The sequence below is a fragment of the Vicinamibacterales bacterium genome (assembly GCA_036504215.1).
Lineage (GTDB): Bacteria > Acidobacteriota > Vicinamibacteria > Vicinamibacterales > Fen-181 > FEN-299.
In genome coordinates this window covers 68,173-86,458 of the sequence record DASXVO010000033.1, presented here as the reverse complement: position 1 = coordinate 86,458, position 18,286 = coordinate 68,173, and the positions used below count along the sequence as shown (strand labels likewise).

At 66.5% G+C, this 18,286-nt stretch carries 12 protein-coding genes; 11 read left to right on the top strand and 1 reads right to left on the bottom strand.

Going from position 1 to position 18,286, the window contains the following annotated elements; all coding sequences use genetic code 11:
* Positions 1–64 precede the first annotated feature (64 nt).
* The 3 genes from msrA to VGK32_08350 all read left to right on the top strand — a co-directional run bounded on the left by msrA (position 65) and on the right by VGK32_08350 (position 3,617).
* A complete protein-coding gene (gene msrA, locus VGK32_08360) occupies positions 65–721 on the top strand; it encodes a peptide-methionine (S)-S-oxide reductase MsrA (GenBank protein HEY3381767.1) in 657 nt (218 codons plus the stop codon).
* 120 nt (positions 722–841) lie between these two features.
* Positions 842–2,512, top strand: a complete 1,671-nt coding sequence (locus VGK32_08355) for a M4 family metallopeptidase (protein HEY3381766.1) — start codon at positions 842–844, stop codon at positions 2,510–2,512.
* Between the two features lie 10 nt (positions 2,513–2,522).
* Positions 2,523–3,617: an SH3 domain-containing protein gene (locus tag VGK32_08350; GenBank protein ID HEY3381765.1), complete on the top strand. Its 1,095-nt coding sequence runs from the start codon at positions 2,523–2,525 to the stop codon at positions 3,615–3,617.
* A 29-nt stretch (positions 3,618–3,646) separates the two neighbouring features.
* Here the strand turns inward: VGK32_08350 and dinB are convergent, their stop codons facing one another.
* The gene (dinB, locus tag VGK32_08345; GenBank protein ID HEY3381764.1) at positions 3,647–4,768 is read right to left on the bottom strand and encodes a DNA polymerase IV; all 1,122 of its coding nucleotides are present in this window, start codon (positions 4,766–4,768) and stop codon (positions 3,647–3,649) included.
* Between the two features lie 142 nt (positions 4,769–4,910).
* Here dinB and VGK32_08340 point away from each other — a divergent pair, with 142 nt between their 5' ends.
* From VGK32_08340 to glyA, 8 genes are all read left to right on the top strand, one after another.
* On the top strand, positions 4,911–6,365 hold the full coding sequence (locus VGK32_08340) for a C45 family peptidase (GenBank protein ID HEY3381763.1): 1,455 nt from the start codon (positions 4,911–4,913) through the stop codon (positions 6,363–6,365).
* Positions 6,335–7,189: an HAD-IIB family hydrolase gene (locus VGK32_08335; protein ID HEY3381762.1), complete on the top strand. Its 855-nt coding sequence runs from the start codon at positions 6,335–6,337 to the stop codon at positions 7,187–7,189. The genes VGK32_08340 and VGK32_08335 overlap by 31 nt, the downstream gene beginning before the upstream one ends.
* A 69-nt stretch (positions 7,190–7,258) precedes the next feature.
* A complete protein-coding gene (locus tag VGK32_08330; protein ID HEY3381761.1) occupies positions 7,259–10,105 on the top strand; it encodes a UPF0182 family protein in 2,847 nt (948 codons plus the stop codon).
* Positions 10,106–10,281: 176 nt separating this feature from the next.
* The gene (locus VGK32_08325; GenBank protein HEY3381760.1) at positions 10,282–10,683 is read left to right on the top strand and encodes a hypothetical protein; all 402 of its coding nucleotides are present in this window, start codon (positions 10,282–10,284) and stop codon (positions 10,681–10,683) included.
* Between the two features lie 51 nt (positions 10,684–10,734).
* Positions 10,735–11,205, top strand: coding sequence for an NADH-quinone oxidoreductase subunit NuoE (gene nuoE, locus VGK32_08320; protein HEY3381759.1), 471 nt, complete (start codon positions 10,735–10,737; stop codon positions 11,203–11,205).
* The gene (gene nuoF / locus VGK32_08315; GenBank protein HEY3381758.1) at positions 11,202–12,968 is read left to right on the top strand and encodes an NADH-quinone oxidoreductase subunit NuoF; all 1,767 of its coding nucleotides are present in this window, start codon (positions 11,202–11,204) and stop codon (positions 12,966–12,968) included. The genes nuoE and nuoF overlap by 4 nt, the downstream gene beginning before the upstream one ends.
* Positions 12,969–12,973: 5 nt before the next feature.
* On the top strand, positions 12,974–16,726 hold the full coding sequence (locus VGK32_08310; GenBank protein HEY3381757.1) for an FAD-dependent oxidoreductase: 3,753 nt from the start codon (positions 12,974–12,976) through the stop codon (positions 16,724–16,726).
* A gap of 233 nt (positions 16,727–16,959) precedes the next feature.
* Entirely contained in the window at positions 16,960–18,219 is a 1,260-nt protein-coding gene (gene glyA / locus VGK32_08305) for a serine hydroxymethyltransferase (GenBank protein HEY3381756.1), read from the top strand.
* Positions 18,220–18,286: the final 67 nt, after the last annotated feature.

Genomic DNA, 18,286 nt, shown 5'->3' with positions numbered 1-18,286 from the left:
TGTCAATCGAGAGCGGCCGTCCGGTCTTTGCTATCATCAGAAGTGGGCCGGCAGGGAGAAGACCGTGGGACTGGAATCGATGAAACTGCGGATGCCGACGCCGGGCGAGGCGCTGCCCGGCCGATCGGAGCCGATGGAAGTGCCGGAGGCACACTTCGTCAACGGCGCAGGCCTCCGTCCACCGTTTCCGGCGGGCTCCGCGCGGGCGCTCCTCGGCATGGGTTGCTTCTGGGGCGCAGAACGGAAGTTCTGGCAACTGCCGGGCGTGGTGACGACCGCCGTGGGCTACGCCGGCGGGTTCACGCCGAATCCCACGTACCGCGAGGTGTGCAGCGGAGGCACCGGTCACGCCGAGGTCGTGCTCGTCGTGTTCGATCCATCCCGAGTGACGTACGAAGACGTGCTCCGCACGTTCTGGGAGAATCACGATCCGACGCAGGGCATGCGGCAGGGCCACGACATCGGCACGCAGTACCGGTCCGCAATCTTCGCCTTCGACGACGGGCAGTTCCGGGCCGCGACGGCCTCGCGCGACGCCTACCAGCGCCGCCTGTCGGAGGCGGGCCATGCGGCCATCACCACCGAGATCGCGCCGGCGCCGGAGTTCTACTACGCCGAGGACTACCACCAGCAATACCTCGCCAAGAACCCCGGCGGGTACTGCGGTCTGGGCGGCACCGGCGTGAGTTGTCCGACAGGACTCCGCGCCGGAACGAAGTGACCGTCGCTCTTTTCGTGCAACGCTCCTTCCCCCAACCCGAGTGAACGGAACGGCGATCCGGATTAGAATGACCGGCGACTGGACGTGGACCGTTCGGTCAGAATGGAGTCACAGGTTCTCATGAGTAGAATCAGTTGCGTCGTGACCGTGGCACTGACGCTGGTCATCGCGCTCGGTGTCTTCGTGACCGCGCGTTCCGATCAACCGGGCCGCGGGGGAGCGGTGCGTGTCGTTGCCGATGGCGGACGGGCGCTCCGAGAGTGGGACGACCGCCTGACGGCCATGGAGCGGGAGCACGAACTGCGGCTCCGCGTGGTGCAGGACGACTCGACCGTGCCGGGGCATCGGCACGAGCGATACGACCAGTACTTCCAGAATGTCTCGGTCTTCGGCGGGGAAGCGATCCGTGAGACGGATGGCAAGCTGACGCTCTCGGTGACCACCAATCTCTATACCGTGACGGCTCTGGATACGACGCCGAAACTCAGCGAGGCCGAGGCGGTCAGCATCTTCACGCGCCAGACCGGTATCCCAACGTCCGGTCGGCTGAGACCCGCGCTGACGATCCTGCCGCGCGACGACGGGTCCTTCGTCCTCACCTACCGGCTCACCGCGTTCCACAACCAGAAGCGACCGGTCCTGTTCATCAACGCGCAGACCGGCGTGGTCGAGCTGGAGTACAACGACTTGCAGACCCAGACCGCGACAGGGGTCACCGGCAACGGTGTGCTTGGCGACCTGAAGAAGCTGAGCGTCACCCAGCAGGGCACGACGTTCCAGGCGTGGGATCAGATGCGTCCGGTCGCGATCAGGAGCTACGACATCAAGGGCGACGTGGCCCGGGCGGATCTCATCGCGGAGGGCATCACCCCATTGGTCACCGGCGACATCGCCGTCAACACGGCCTCGACCTGGACCGACAGCGTCGTCGTCGACGGGCATACCTACGTGGGGTACACGATCGACTACTACTACAAGCGGCACGGCTACCAGTATTCGCGTCCCATCTACACGATGGTGCACCCGGCGAGGCGCGCGGACATCGCGAAGTACACGTCGGACCAGACGGGGACCTACCTGCTCAACGCATTCTTCTGCGGGTCGTGCGGGGCGAACTTCGAGGACCTGATGGTGCTGGGCGAAGGGTTGCCGAGCAACTACTACACGGTGCCCGAAGGCCAGTCGGTGGACTACTTCGCCGCGGCGCTCGACATCGTCGCCCACGAAATCTCGCACGGCGTGACGGGCCTGACCTCCCGGCTGATCTATCGGAACGAGTCCGGAGCGCTCAATGAGGCGTTCTCCGACATCATGGGAACCGGCACGGAGTTCTACTTCCAGTCGCCAGGCAACGGCGTGCTCCAGGCGGACTATCTCGAGGGCGAGGACGCGTTCAAGCCGTCCCCGTACAAACCCGGCAGCCGGGCGGGCCTCCGCAGCCTCGCCGATCCGTCGATTTTCGGCGACCCCGACCACTTCACGAAGCGCTACACGGGGACGTCGGACAACGGCGGCGTGCACACGAACTCGACGATTGCGAGCCACGCGTTCTACCTGGCCATCGAGGGTGGGACGAACAAGACGTCCGGCCTGGCGGTGCAGGGCGTGGGCGCGGCGAACCGGGAGCAGATCGAGAAGATCTTCTTCAAGGGCTTCACGACGCTTCCCTCGAATGCGACGTTCAGCCTGGCGCGCGCGAAAACCATCTCGACGGCGACCAGCCTCTACGGGGCGGGGAGCGCTGCCGAGCGGGCGGTCACGCAGGCGTGGTCGGCCGTGGGCGTGTTCTAGGAGGAATGCCATGCTGAAGAGAGCGTCTTTCGTGTTCGTGCTCGTCTTGCTGCTGGCGATTCCTGCGGGAGCCGCCACCGTGAAGGTCAAGGTCGGGGGAGCGGTGTTGCGCGCCGCCGCGAGCCAGACGGCGGCCGCCGTCCAGCAACTGGAAGCGGGCCGCCTGCTCGATGTGCTCGACGTGAACCGCGACTGGTACAAGGTGCGGGATCCGCAGACGAAGAAGGAAGGCTACGTGCTCGCGTCGCTCGTGGAGATGCAGCCGGGCGCGGCGCCGACGGTGAGCGCGCGGACGGGCAGCCAGCCGGCCAAGCCGGGGGCCCCGGCCGCGGCGCGGAAGCCGGCGCCGAAGCCGGGCGACTGGCTGGACATGGGATATTTCGGCGTCAACGGCCTGTATCAGGGCGGCAGTTCGGCGATTGATCAACGAATGTCCTGGACGTATTTCGCCGAGGGCGCCTCGGCCAGCATCGGCTACCCGGCGAAGAACGGCCCCGGGGTCGACGTGAACGGCGGCTATCGCGTCTGGCGGAACCTGGCGGTCGGAGCGGCGGTCACGGCCGTGTCCCACTCGGTCCCGGCGACGATTGCCGGGTCGCTCCCGAACCCGCTCTATCTCAACAGAGCCCGGACGCTGGCCGGGGAGTTCGAGGCGTCGCACAGCGAGACCGGCATTCACCTGGTCGGCACGTGGGGTATTCCGCTGTCGCCGAAGATGCTGCTGCTGGTGTCCGGCGGGCCGTCGGTCTTCAGTGTGAAACAGACGCTCGCCGGGTCGGTGGGGTTCACCGACGTCTATCCGTACGACGTCGTCAACTCGGTGCGAGGCAACACGACCGACGCGTCGCAGACGGCCTGGGGGTTCAATCTCGGGGCCGACGTCGGCTACTTCTTCACGCCGAACATCGGCGCGGGCGGACTCGTCCGCTATGCGCGCGCGTCGGCCACGTTCACCGTGAAGGATGCGACGGGCCAGGGCGTGTCGGTGCCGGTGGATGCGGGCGGGTTCCAGGTGGGCGGTGGCCTGCGGGTGCGCTTCGGCGCGCCGAAGCCGAAGCCCGTCATCCCCGTGCCGCCGCCGCCGAAGCCGCCCGTGAAGAAGTAGACGGACACCGCGCAGGCAGCGGAGTGTCTCTACCCGTCCGCCATCGAATCGTCCGGCAGGTTGTCGAAGAGCGGCAGCGGCCGGATGCGACGGCGTGACGGGGCCTCGGCGGGGGAGTCTTCGAGGTTGTGAACGCTGGCGCCCAGCAGACGCACTGGGCGCTGGCCCGCCTCCGTCCGGTCGAGCAGGTCGAGCGCCCGGCCTGCGATCAGATCCGGTTCGCGGGTCGCCGGCCACGCCGAGTGGCTGCGCGTGATCGTGGTGAAGTCCGAATACCGCACTTTGATCGTCACCGTGCGGGCGTAAAGGTTCTCGCGCTCCAGCCACCCGGCGCCTTCCCGTGCCATCTGATCGATTTCGGACCGGATGCGGCCGATGTCCTGAAGGTCCTGCGAATACGTGTTCTCCGTCCCCGACGACTTCGACGGCTGGTTCGGTTCGACCGGACGATCGTCGACGCCGTGCGCGAGCTGAATCAGCCAGTCGGCGGCACTGCCGACCGCCTGCTGCAGCGCCGCCCGATCGACCACGCGCAGCTGCACGGTCTTCTCGATGCCGATGGCACGAAGGCGACGCGCCGTGACCGGGCCCACTCCCCACAGTGCGTCCACGGGCAGATCGCGCAGGAAGCTCTCGACGCGCTCGGGCGCCACGACCGTCAGGCCGTCGGGCTTCTTCCAGCCGGACGCGACTTTCGCGAGGAACTTGTTCGGTGCGACGCCCGCCGACGCGGTCAGCCGGGTGGACTCGCGGATACAGTCCTTGATGCGTCGTGCCACGTTCATGCCGAGCGGTTCCTGCCACGCGTTCTCGGTGACGTCCAGGTAGGCTTCGTCGAGCGAGAGCGGTTCGACGAGCGGCGTGACCGACCGGAAGATCTCCTGGATCAGCGCGGACACCGAACGGTAGCGCGTGAAGTCGGGAGGCACGACAACGAGCGCGGGGCAGAGCCGCAGCGCGTGGGCGGTGGGCATGGCGGAGTGGACGCCGAACCGGCGCGCCTCATAGCTGGCGGCCGCCACAACACCCCGCTCGGACGGGTCGCGGCCCACGGCCACGGGGCGTCCGCGCAGGGTGGGATCGTCGCGCTGCTCGATGGACGCGAAAAAGGCGTCCATGTCCACGTGGAGAATGCGGCGCAGCCCGCTCATGACGCCACGATTCTACCCGCACCCGGCGGACTGAGGCTGGCCAGAATTGGGGTCGGGACGATTTTCTCGTGATGAGGCATTCTTCTCACAGTTCTGTCATGATTCCCGGAAAATGGTCCCGACTCCTTCTGGGAGGTGTGTTGTGAGGCGACGTTCCGCGCTGGTTCTTCCGTTCGTGCTCATCGGCCTGGTGCTGTCAGCGTGCCGCGGCCCGCAGCCGGCCAGCGACAAGCCGCCCCAGCCTCCCGCCGCGACGGCGCAGCCCGATACCCGGCTGACGGGAAGCTACCGCCTCGACGAACAGAATGGCTGGATCTTCGTGCACCTCGAGGGCAATCCGGCGACGCTCGGCTTCCAGCACGGGTATCTGCTCGCCGCCGAAACGGCGGACCTGCTGCGCGTCTTCCGCGCCTTCACGGAGCACCAGACCAAAAGGGACTGGGCGTTCTACCGCCAGGCCGGTGAGCAGATGCTCTGGCCGAGGATGGACGCCGAGTACCAGCAGGAGATCGACGGCATCGTCGCGGGTCTCGCCGCCAAGGGCGTCAAGGCAGACCGCTGGGACGTCATCGCGCTCAACGCCATCGAAGAACTGCCCGACTACTACGTGCCGTGGCTCGAGAAGCAGCAGGGCAAGTCGCCCACGCAGAAGGCGCCAGGTAACTGCAGTGCGTTCGTGGCGACGGGCAGCTACACGAAGGACGGCAAGATCGTCATCGCCCACAACAACTGGACGAATTACGCGATCGGCTCCAGGTGGCAGATCGTCTTCGACCTCAAGCCCGAGAAGGGGAACCGGATCCTGATGGACGGCCTGCCCGGTGTCATCGTCAGCGACGACGACTTCGGGATCAACTCGAACGGGATCATGATCACCGAGACGACGATCACGGGCTTCGAGGGATTCGATCCGAACGGCGTCCCCGAGTTCATGCGGGCGCGCAAGGCGATGCAGTACAGCAACTCGATCGACGACTACGTCCGGATCATGCTGGACGGGAACAACGGCGGCTACGCGAACGACTGGCTGCTGGCCGACAACAAGACGGGTGAGATTGCGCTGTTCGAGCTGGGCCTGAAGGAACACAGCCTTCGCCGGACGAAGGACGGGTACTTCGTGGGCGCGAACTTCCCGGTGGACGCGAAGCTCATCAAGGCCGAGACGACGTTCGATACGAAGAAGAAGGACAGCTCGCCGAACGCCCGCCGCGTGCGCTGGGAACAGCTCATGGCGCAGTTCAAGGGCAGGATCGACATCGAGGTGGCCAAACAGTTCGAGGCCGACAAGTATGACGTCATCGAGAAGAAGGACGGTCCGAACGAACGGTCGCTGTGCGGTGTCGTGGACGGTTCGCCGCGCGGCATCCCCGAGTGGAACTACCCGCCCTACTTCCCCGGCGGCACGGTGCAATCGAAGGTTGCCGACGGGACCATGGCGGCGTCGATGCAGCTGTGGGCGGCGATGGGCCATCAGTGCGCGCCCGACTTCAAAGCCGATGCGTTCCTCCAGCAGCATCCGGAGTACGGCTGGATGAAGGGCCTGCTGCGCGACATGCCGACAAAGCCATGGACCCGGTTCGCGGCGGGCATGAAGTGATTCGGTTCATCGCCCTCGATGTCGACGGCACGCTCCTGGACAGCCAGTGGCGCGTTCCGGAGGCGAACCGGGACGCGATCCGGCGGGCGACGGACCGCGGAATCGAGGTGGCGCTCGTGACCGGCCGGCGATTCGATTTCGCGCGGCCGGTCATCGACGCGATCGACGCGCCGCTCACCCTCATCGTCAGTGGCGGGGCGATCGTGAAGGCGCACAACGGCGAGACGCTCGCGCGGCACCTCCTGCCGGCGGCCACCGCCAGGATCGTGGTCGAGGGCACGGCCGCGTTCCGCGAGGCGACGGCGCTCGTCTTCGATCGCCCGCGCTCAGCGCAGGTCGTGCACGAGCGCCTCGATCTGAGCGATCCCCACCGTCGTTCCTACTTCGACCGGAACCGCGACTTCATCGTCGAGTCGATCCCGCTCGAGGCCGCCCTCACCGAGGACCCGATCCAGGTGATGTATTCGGGCACCGTCCTCCGCATGCGGGAACTGGTCGACACCGTCCGGGCCCTGGCCGTCGGCGGCGAGGTGGCCATCGCCGTCACCGAGTACGAATCGCGGGACTTCTCCCTGGTGGACGTGAACCGCGGCGGTTGCACGAAGGGCGCGACGCTGGCCGAGTGGGTGGCCAGCCGTGGACTGACCTCCGGCGAGGTGATGGCGATTGGCGACAACTTCAACGACCGCGAGATGCTGGAGTTCGCCGGGCTGCCCGTGGTGATGGGTAACGCCGTGGAAGAGCTGAAGCAGCGCGGCTGGCACGTGACGCTCGGCCACGACGAAGCCGGCGTGGCGGCGGCCATCGACCGGTTCGCGCTGTAGGCGACAAAACCGGAGACCTGCCGAGAAAGAAGGGGAAGGATGCTACACTCCCCCGCCGGGGGGAGCTGTATGGAGATTCCAGACGCCGGAAGACGTTCCAGTCTGTTGTTCGGCGGATCCGGCGGCCGGCGGCTGCGCCACGCACGCCTGGCGCTCCTCGCCATCGTGGTGCTGCTGTTCCTGGGCGGCCGTACCATGCTGTCGTGGTACGTCGAGTCCCTCTGGTTCGGGTCGCTCGGCTACTCGGACGTGTTCTGGCGGACGCTCGAGCTGAAGGCCGTTCTGTTCACCGGCTTCGGCCTGGCGACGTTCGCCATCCTCTTCCTCGCTCTGCGCCTGCTGCGCCCTCCCCGGCTGAGCGCACAGACGCTGTTCGTCAACGGCCAGCCAGTGTCCTTCTCGCTGGATCCCGTCATCCGCGCGGTCACCTGGATCGTCTCGCTCGTCGTCGCGCTCGGCGCCGCGTCGGGCATGATGGCCGAGTGGAACACGTTCGCGCTCTACCACCACGGACAGGCGGCCGCTGGTGTTGCCTCGGTTGCCGATCCGATTTTCGGCCGGCCGGTTGCGTTCTACCTGTTCACGTTGCCCGTCTGGCAGCTGCTGGCCACGTGGCTCACGACGATTGGTTTCGTGGTGCTCATCGCCTCGATCATCTCGCTGGTGCTGTCCGGCGCGCCCGACGAGGCATCGCTGTTCGATGTGACCGCGCCACGCCGCGGCTTCCGCGCCGTGTCGTTCGCGGTGGCGTTCGTGTTGATGGTCCTGGCGTGGCGCGTCTATCTGATGCGGTACGACCAGTTGTTCGAAGACCACACGATCTTCTCCGGCGTCGGGTACTCGGACGCGCACATCCTGATTCCCGGCCTGCTGTTCGTGGCGCTCGCCCTGGTCGTCGGCGCCGCGATTGCCGTCTACAACGCCGTCGGCCCGCGCCGGCTCGTCGTCGTGATCGCCGCCGTGGCGCCGGCGGTCGTCGTCTACGTGGGGCTGACCATCGTGTCGTGGTACGTCACGGGCTTCATCGTGAAGCCAAACCAGTTGGTGCGCGAGCGTCCGTACATCGAACACAACATCGAGTTCACGCGGCGCGCCTTCGACCTCGATCATCTCGAGCAGCGCCCGTTCCCCGCCGAGAGCGGGACGGCGGCGGTGGACCTTGCGGACAACTCGGCGACGGTCCAGAACATCCGGCTGTGGGACTGGCGTGCGCTGCAGGACACACTCCGGCAGATCCAGGAGATCCGGACCTACTACGACTTCCCGGACATCGACATCGACCGCTACCGCATCGGAGGCGAGGTGCGGCAGATGATGGTGGCGGCCCGCGAGCTGAGTCTCGAGAAGCTGCCCGAGAGCAGCCGCAACTGGATCAACGAGAAGCTGATTTACACCCACGGCTACGGCGTGACGATGAATACGGTGAACGGGTTCACGCCCGAAGGGTTGCCGGAACTCGTGCTGAGCAACATGCCGGTGCAGAGCACCGCGCCCGAGATCAAGGTGACGCGTCCGGAGATCTACTTCGGTCAGGCGACCAACACCGACGTCTACGTCTGCACGCGGCAGAAGGAGTTCAACTACCCGCAGGGCGAGAGCAACAACTACACCTCGTACGAGGGCAAGGGCGGCATTCCGATCGGTTCGTTCGGCCGGCGCCTGCTGCTCGCGGCGCACGCCGGTACCGGGGAACTGTCGAAGCTGCCGTTCAGCGACGACATCACGCCCGAGAGCCGGCTCCTCATGCGCCGGAACGTCCGGGAACGCGTCCGCGCGCTCGCGCCGTTCCTGACCTTCGATCCGGATCCGTTCGTCGTCGTGGGCGGGGATGGCCGACTCTACTGGATGTTGGACGGATTCACCGCCTCCGACATGTTCCCCTACGCCCGCCACTACCGCCTTGGCGACCTCCAGATCAGCTACCTCCGCAACAGCGTCAAGGTGGTGGTGGATGCCTACGACGGGACCGTGACGTTCTACGTGTTCGATCCGACCGACCCGATCATCGCGGCATACCGGCGGGTGTTCCCATCGCTGTTCACCGACGCCAGCCGCATGCCGGCGGATCTGCGCGCCCACGTGCGGTACCCGGAATTGCTGCTCAAGGCCCAGGCGGCCGCATTCAGCCTGTACCACATGCGGGATCCGGAGGTGTTCTACAACCGCGAGGATCTGTGGAGCGTGGCGAGCGAGGTGACGCTCAGCGAGGACCGGGAGCAGGTGACGCGCCCGCTCGATCCGAACTTCGTTCTCATGCGCCTGCCCGGTGAGCGGGACCTCGAGTTCGTTGAGATCCTGCCGTTCACCCCGTCGAACCGGAACAACCTGATCGGTTGGATCGCGGGGCGGAGCGACGGTGCGGCGTATGGCACGGCGCGCGTCTACGATTTCCCGAAGACACGCTTGATCGACGGACCGCTGCAGGTCGAGGCCCGCATCGACCAGAACCCGCAACTCTCATCGCAGCTGACGCTGTGGAACCAGCAGGGGTCCCACGTGCGGCGGGGCAGTCTGCTCGTCATCCCGATCGGCCGCGCCTTGCTGTACGCGAAGCCGATCTACCTCCAGGCCGAGCGCAGCCCGATGCCGCAGCTGCGCCTCGTCGTGCTCGCGCTGCAGGACAGCCTCGGCTACGGTCCCACGTTCGATGTCGCGATGGCCAGCTTGTTCGGCGAGGCGGCCGCGACCGCTGCCAGTGTGCCGACGAGGGGCGGGACCTCGGGAGCGGGCGCAGTCCCGCCACCGGCCCCGGCCCCGACTGTCGCGGCGGCGGCACCCGACGTGCAGGCGTTGATCGACCAGGCAGCCAAGGATCTGGCCGACTACCAACGGCTCACGGCGGAAGGCAAGCTGGGCGAGGCAGGCCTGCGGCTGGAGTCGCTGAAGAAGACGCTGGAACAACTGAGAAAGAAATGACCGGTGGCTCGCCGTCAGAGGGCAGCGTCTACTGTTAAGCAATCGCTATAGCCTAGCTTGTCGGCCGCGACAACTTGTTGGTAGACTCGTCCTGCCCCTCGGGATCGATACGATCCAGCCGCCAGACTCTCGATTTCCTCGCCCCACGACACTCTTGGGGCCGGAGGCCCAGCGTCATGAGCCAGCAGCTGCTCCTGCTCGATGTCCGCTGTCCGAACTGCCAGGCTGCGCTCACAGATGGGGAGCACGTCGTCCTGGGCGCCCGGGTGGCTGGGACGCAGCAGGAAGGCGTGGTTCGCCTGAGTGCGATGTTCGGCGACTACAACATCGAGACCGACCTTCCGATCGGTGACGGGGATGTCACCGAGTTCAGCTGTCCCACGTGCGAGCGCAGCCTGACGATCGACAGTCGGTGCAAGCTGTGCGACGCGTCGATGGCCTCACTCAACCTCGCGGGCGGTGGCTCGATCGAGTTCTGCGGGCGGCGCGGCTGCCGCGGCCACGCGCTCGGCGGGTTCGGCGATCTCGACGAGATGATCGACCTGCTCAACCGAATGTTCAAGATCCCTCACGACTAGCCCCGGTCCAATCGGTTCGCGGCACGCGCACGTGGCACCACGGGAGTCATCATGCAGACCCACCGGCGTTACAACTTCAAGAACCAGCACTTCGTCGGCGAGGAAGGGCGGCTCATCCCGCTCCTCCAGGAGGCGCAAACCGAGGACGGCTACTTGCGCCGTGAGCGGCTCGAGGAGATCCACAAGGTCTCCGGGATCCCGCTCTCGCAGATCTACGGCGTGGCCACCTTCTACGCGCAGTTCCGGCTGAAGCCGGTCGGCAAGCACCTGCTGCGCGTGTGCCACGGGACCGCGTGCCACGTGAGCGGGGCGGTGGAAGTGAGCCAGGCCGTCGAGAAGCACCTCGGCATCCCGAACGGCGAGACGACCGCCGATCGGCTGTTCAGCATCGAGACCGTCTCCTGCCTCGGCTGCTGTTCGCTCGCGCCGGTGCTGATGATCAGCAACGCGACCTACGGCAACCTCAGCCCGTCGGCCGCCGTGAAGGTCGTGAAGAAATACCAGAAGGGGGAGCGCTCATGACGCGGGTGACGGTTGGCCTTTCCACGTGCGGGATCGCGGCTGGCGCCGAGGACACCTACCGGGCGCTCGAAGCCAAGTTGACCGATCTGGCGGACGCCCCCGAGCTGCTGAAGACCGGCTGCGTCGGCATGTGTTACCAGGAGCCGCTCGTCGAGATCAGCAACGGCGACGGCGAGCGCTATCTGTACGGGCACATCAGCCCCGACAAGGTCGGCCGCCTGATCGACGAGCACGTGGGCCAGGGCGCGCCAATCGCCGACTGGCTCGTCTGGACGAGCAGCGGCAAGGGCAGCGACCACGCCTACCTCGGCCGCCAGCAGCGGATCGTTCTGCGTAACTGCGGGAACATCGACCCCGAGTCGATCGACGAATACATCAAGGTGGGCGGCTATCGCGGGCTGCAGCAGGTGCTCGACGCCAAGAACCCCGATGCGCTCGTCAACATGATGATCGAATCGGGGCTGCGCGGCCGGGGCGGCGCAGGGTTTCTCACCGGGATGAAATGGCGCTTCACGCGCATGGCGGCCGGCACGCAGAAGTACATCATCTGCAACGCCGACGAGGGCGACCCGGGTGCGTTCATGGACCGCTCGGTGCTCGAAAGCGATCCGCACTCGGTGATCGAAGGCATGGTGATTGCCGGCTTCGCGATTGGCGCCGACCACGGCTACATCTACGTGCGCGCCGAGTACCCGAAAGCCATCGACCGGCTGAACATCGCCATTGCGCAGGCCATGGAGCGCGGTTTCCTCGGCGACGGCATCCTCGGCAGCACGCACGCCTTCCACATCAAGCTGAAGGAGGGCGCCGGCGCGTTCGTGTGCGGTGAGGAGACGGCGCTCATGATGTCGATCGAGGGCAAGCGCGGCATGCCGCGCGTCCGCCCGCCGTTCCCTGCCACCAAGGGGCTGTGGGAGAAGCCGACGTCGATCAACAACGTCGAGACGTTCGCCAACGTGCCCTGGATCGTGATGAACGGTGCGAAGGCGTTCAACTCGCTCGGTACGTCGAACAGCAAGGGCACCAAGGTGTTCGCGATGGCCGGCAAGATCCGGCACGGCGGCCTGGTCGAGGTGCCGATGGGGATCTCGATCCGCGAGATCGTCTACGACATCTGCGGCGGCATCCGCGATGACCGCAGGTTCAAGGCGGTGCAGATGGGCGGGCCGTCGGGCGGCTGCATTCCGGCCCAGCTCCAGGACACGGTGATCGATTACGAGTCGATCAACAGGACGGGGGCCATCATGGGGTCGGGCGGCCTCGTCGTGATGGACGAGACCACCTGCATGGTGGACGTCGCCCGGTTCTTCCTCGAGTTCACGCAGCGCGAATCGTGCGGCAAGTGCACGTTCTGTCGCATCGGCACCAAGCGCATGCTCGAGGTGTTGACGCGCATCACGGAGGGCGACGGGCGGGATGGCGACATCGAGTTGCTCGAGGACCTGGCGGCTCGCGTCAAGAACTCGTCGCTCTGCGGCCTCGGCCAGACGGCCCCCAACCCGGTGCTCACGACGCTGAAGTACTTCCGGTCGGAGTACGAGGCACACATCACGAACAAGAAGTGCCCGTCCCACCACTGCCAGAAGTTGCTGACCTACACGATCACCGATGACTGCAGCGGCTGCATGCTGTGCCTGAAGGCCTGCGCGGCGGGCGCCATCACTGGCGAACGCAAGAAGGTGCACGTCATCGACCAGTCGAAGTGCACGGTGTGCGGCGAGTGCTACAAAGCCTGCAATCTCGGTGCGATTGCGAAGGACTGACCCATATGTCCCTTGTGAAGCTTGAAATCGACGGCAAGCGGGTGATGGCAGACGGCAGCCAGACGATTCTCCAGGTGGCGCGCCAGCACGGCATCGAGACCATTCCCACGCTCTGCGACGACGCGCAGCTCGAGCCGTTTGCGTCGTGTTTCGTCTGCGTGGTGAAGGTGAAGGGGGCGAGGTCGCTCATGCCCGCCTGCTCGACCAGAGTCATGAGCGGCATGGTCGTCGAAACGAACAACGCCGAGGTCAGGCAGTCGCGGAAGGCCGCGCTGGAACTCCTGCTCTCCGATCACTACGCCGACTGCGTCGGGCCGTGCCAGATCTCGTGCCCGGCCGGTATCGACATCCAGGGCTACATCGCGCTGGCGGCCATCGGCAAGTACAGGGACGCGATCGCGCTCATCAAGCAGGCCAACCCGCTGCCGTCGGTGTGCGGCCGCGTCTGCACGCGTCCGTGCGAGGTGAAGGGCTGCCGCCGGACGCTGCTCGACGAGGCCGTCGGCATCGACTACATCAAGCGCTACATCAGTGACCTCGACTTGAACAGCCCGGAGGCGTTCCGGCCGGACGTCGCACCAAAGAACGGCCGCAAGGTCGCGATCGTCGGTGCCGGCCCCGCCGGCCTGTCGGCCGCGTACTACCTCTCGACGAAGGGCTACACCTGCGAGATCTTCGAGGGCCAGCCGGAGCCGGGCGGCATGCTCCGCTACGGGATCCCCGAGTACCGCCTCCCGAAGGACGTACTCGACCTCGAGATCGCCCAGATTCTCGGCCTCGGTGCGACGCTCAAGACGAACACGACGCTCGGCAAGGACTTCACGATCGCCAGCCTCAAGCAGCAGGGCTTCGAGGCCGTCTTCCTGGGTATCGGCGCCTGGCGCAGCTCGCTGATGCGCGTGCAGAACGAGGACGCGTCCGGGGTGCTCTCGGGCATCGAGTTCCTCAAGAACTTCGGCCTGCGGCGCAAGATCGACATCCACGGCACGGTCTGCGTCGTCGGGGGCGGCAACACCGCGATCGACTGCGCACGGACCGCGCTGCGGCTCGGCGTGGCCGAGGTGAAGATCCTCTATCGACGCACGCGCGCCGAGATGCCGGCCAACGATGCCGAGATTCGCGACGCCGTCGAGGAAGGCGTGAAGCTGGAATTGCTCAACGCGCCGACCAGGGTGGTGACCGACGCCGACGGACGGCTCACCGCCGTCGAGTGCCAGCGGATGGAACTCGGCGAGCCAGACGCGTCCGGCCGCCGCAGCCCGAAGCCGATCCGGGGGTCCGAGTTCCTCGTGCCATGCGACTTCGTCATCGCGGCGATTGGCCAGAGCACGACCGTCACGGACCTCGTGGACGGCAAGGTGCCCGGCTTCCTGCCGGAGGGCGAAGCGCTCGGCCTCACGCGCTGGCAGACGGTGCAGGTCAACGACAAGACGTTCGAGACGACCGCGGACGGCGTTTTCTCGGGCGGTGACGTCGTCACCGGCGCCGCCACGGCGATCGAAGCGATCGCGGCCGGCCGGAAGGCCGCCTACGCCATCGACACCTACATCCGCGAGGGAAAGGCACGGCCCGAGCCCGAGGCCTTCCTCAGCCGGAAAGATGTGTTCTCGAAGATCACGATCAACGACCTCCGCTCCAAGGAAGAGAAGCCGAAGCGCCATATGCCGCTGATCCCGGTCGATCAGCGCGTGAAGACCTTCATGGAGGTCGAACTCGGATACTCGACCGACGACATGCGCGAAGAGACGACCCGCTGCCTGGAGTGCGGGTGCGTGGCGCTGTTCGACTGCGACCTGCGCAAATACGCGACCGACTACGGCGTGGACGTCAAGCACTTCCTCGGCGAGGCCCGGCAGCACGAACGCGACAGCTCGCATCCGCTCATCGAGCTCGACGCGAACAAGTGCATCCTGTGCGGTCGATGCGTCCGCATCTGCAGTGATGTCGTCGGCGTCAGTGCCTACGGGTTCATCAACAGGGGATTCGGCACGGTCGTGGCTCCCGCGCTCGGCGGGTCGCTGCTCGACACCGAGTGCGTGTCCTGCGGGCTGTGCATCGGCACCTGCCCGACCGGCGCCATCGAGCAGCGGCTGCCGCTGGCGAAGCCGGGTCCGTGGAGGACCGAGTCGACCGGGAGCGTGTGCCATTACTGTGGCGTCGGCTGCCGGATTGACTACGACGCCTTCGGCGACACGCTGGTGAAGGTGTCCCGCAACGAGCGGAACGAGGTGACCTTCGGCAATCACTGCCGGAAGGGACGGTTCGGCTTCAACTACGTGCACGACAAGGACCGCCTGTCGACGGCGCGAGTGCGCAACGGCCACCCCGTCGTTGAGACGTCGGTGGACGAAGCGCTCGCGCATGCTGGCCAACGGCTGAAGGAGTTGTCGCGGCAGTACGCGGGACGCGAGATGGCGGTGTTCGTCTCGCCGCGCATGACGAACGAGGAGATCTACCTCGCGCAGAAGTTCGCGCGGGTGGCGCTCAAGACGCACAACGTCACGTCGTTCAGCCACCTGGTGAACCGTGACCTGTTCGCGCCCGACGTGCTTGCCACCGCGACGTATCCCGACGTGGCGCAGGCCCAGGCCATCCTCGTGGTGAACTCGGATCTCGACGCAGAGCACTTCGTCGTCGATCTGATCGCGAAGCGTGCGATCAGGAACGGCGCACGACTGGTGTACATCGGACCGACCGACAACCGCACCGCACAGTGCTCGGAACTGTTCCTGCAGTGCGCCCCCGACGCGCAGACGCTCGTCCTGCAGGCCATCGTGGCCGAGAGCGTGCGGAGTGCCGGTCAGGACCCGGCGGCACGGCTGGAGGCCACCGGCGCTGTCACCTCGCTCACGCCCGCGCAGGTGGCTGAGAAGGCCGGCGTGACCATCGAGGCGATCCGGGAGGCAGCCGCAATCCTCTCCGGCAGCCAGCGGAAGGTGCTGATCTTCAACCGCGACTACCGGGGCGTGCGCCATCTCGACGATACGCGTTCGCTCGCGGCAGCGGCCCGAACCCTCGGATGCCTGGTGCTGCCCATGCACGAGAAGGCCAACATGCAGGGCCTCCTCGACATGGGTGCGCATCCGGCGTGGTATCCGGGCTATCGGTCGATTACCGACCAGGCGGTCGTCGAGGACCTGGAGAAGAGCTGGAGCGTGGCGCTCCGTGACCTGGACACTGGCGAGGCGGACGTCGCGCGGTTGCTTGCCGACAAGAAGATCAAGGTCGCGGTCGTGTTGGGCGAGGATCCGCTCGGTGCCGCCGACCTGCCGGACGACATCCGCGCCGGTCTCGAGGCGGTCGAGTTCCTCGTTGTGGCGGATCTGTTCCCGACCAAGACCGCACAGGCGGCGCACGTGGTGCTGCCGATGAGCAGCACACCGGAGACGTCCGGGACGGTGACGAACTCCGAGCGGCGAGTGCAGTTGCTGGGCCGGGCGATCCCGCCGCGGAGCGGATACCAGACGTGGCAGATCATCACGGCGCTGGCGGCGAAGATGGGACTGCGGTTCAAGATGCCGTACGGGAGCCCGGCGGAGGTGTTCGACGAGATCCGACGCGTGGCGCCGATCTACCGCCACGTCGCGGTCGGTAGCCAGGAGCCGGATGCGATTTGGGACGCGAGTCGGTTCCCGCTCGAGGAGAAGATCGCGAACGCCACGGCGGCGGAAGTGCATCCGGTCCCGACGGCCGCGTTCGATCACGTCGATGTCCGGTTCGAACGATGGTTCAAGGGACTGTTCACGGAACGGAGCTGACGCAAATCAGTCGGTGTTGCTTGTCAGTCGATGATGGTTGTCAGTCGGCGATGCGGGTCGGTCGATGATGCTGGTCGATGTCGCCTGTCAGTCCGACTGACCGCGTCAGTTCCGACTGAGGGCGTCAGTTCCGACTGATCTTGACCAGGTGCCGACGGGCGGACGATGATGAGGGAGCCCTCTCAGCCCTCATCGAGTTGCCCGTCGGCACCTTTTCTTTTCCTGGAGCGTTTATGATCGATCCGCATCTGGCCCAGGCCGACCCGGAAGTGGCGGCGCTCGTCGCGGCCGAAGAGCGCCGCGAGTTCGACAAGATCCGCCTGATTCCGTCCGAGAACTATGCGTCCCGCGCGGTGCTCGATGCGACGGGCAGCATCTTCACCAACAAGTATTCGGAAGGCTACGCCGGCAAGCGTTACTACGAGGGCCAGCAGTTTGTCGATCCCCTCGAGCAGTTGGCAATCCAGAGGGCGAAGGCGCTCTTCGCGGCGGATCACGCGAACGTCCAGCCGTACTCCGGTTCGCCCGCGAACCTCGCGGTCTATTTCGCGCTGCTCAAGCCGGGCGACACCGTCATGGGCATGGCGCTGCCTCACGGCGGCCACCTGACGCACGGGTGGAACGTGTCGATCACCGGCGCGTTCTTCCGCAGCGTGCAGTACGGCGTCAACATCGAGACCGGCCTCATCGAGTACGACCAGGTGCGCGAGTTGGCGGTGAAGGAACGGCCCAAACTGATCATCGCCGGCGCGACCGCGTATCCCCGGATCATCGACTTCGCTGCAATGCGCGCGATCGCCGACGAGGTCGGGGCGCACCTGCTCGTGGACATGGCCCACATCGCCGGACTCGTGGCTGGCGGGGCTCACCCCACGCCCGTCCCGCACGCCCACGTCGTCTCGACGACGACGCACAAGTCGCTGCGCGGTCCGCGCGGTGCCATGCTGCTGTGCACGCAGGAGATGGCCAAGGCGATCGACAAGGCCGTCTTCCCCGGCCTGCAGGGCGGCCCGCACAATCACACGACGGCGGGGATTGCCGTGGCATTGAAGGAAGCCTCGACGGACGCGTTCAAGGCCTACGCGCATCAGATCGTGAACAACGCGCGGGCGCTCGCCGAGGGGCTTGCCGGGTACGGCTTCAAGCTGATCTCTGGCGGCACGGACAACCACCTGATTCTGATGGACGTCACACCACGCGGCATGACCGGCAAGGCTTACGCGCGAGCCCTCGACCGAGCCGGCCTCGAGTGCAACTACAACACCGTACCTGGGGATCCGCGCAAGCCGTTCGACCCCAGCGGCCTCCGCCTCGGCACGCCGTCGGTAACCTCGCGCGGGATGAAGGACCCGGACATGGCGAAGATCGCGGCATGGTTCAACCGTGTCGCGGAGAACGTCGCCAACGAGGCCGAACTCGACCGCGTGGCGACCGAGGTCCGGGACTTCTGCGCCGGCTTCCCGTGCCCCGGGATCGAGGCGCCGCGCGCCTGATCACCCGCGATCCGGGAAGGCGTGGAAGAGGTGACATGGAGAGTGTCACCTCTTCATCTTTCCCGAT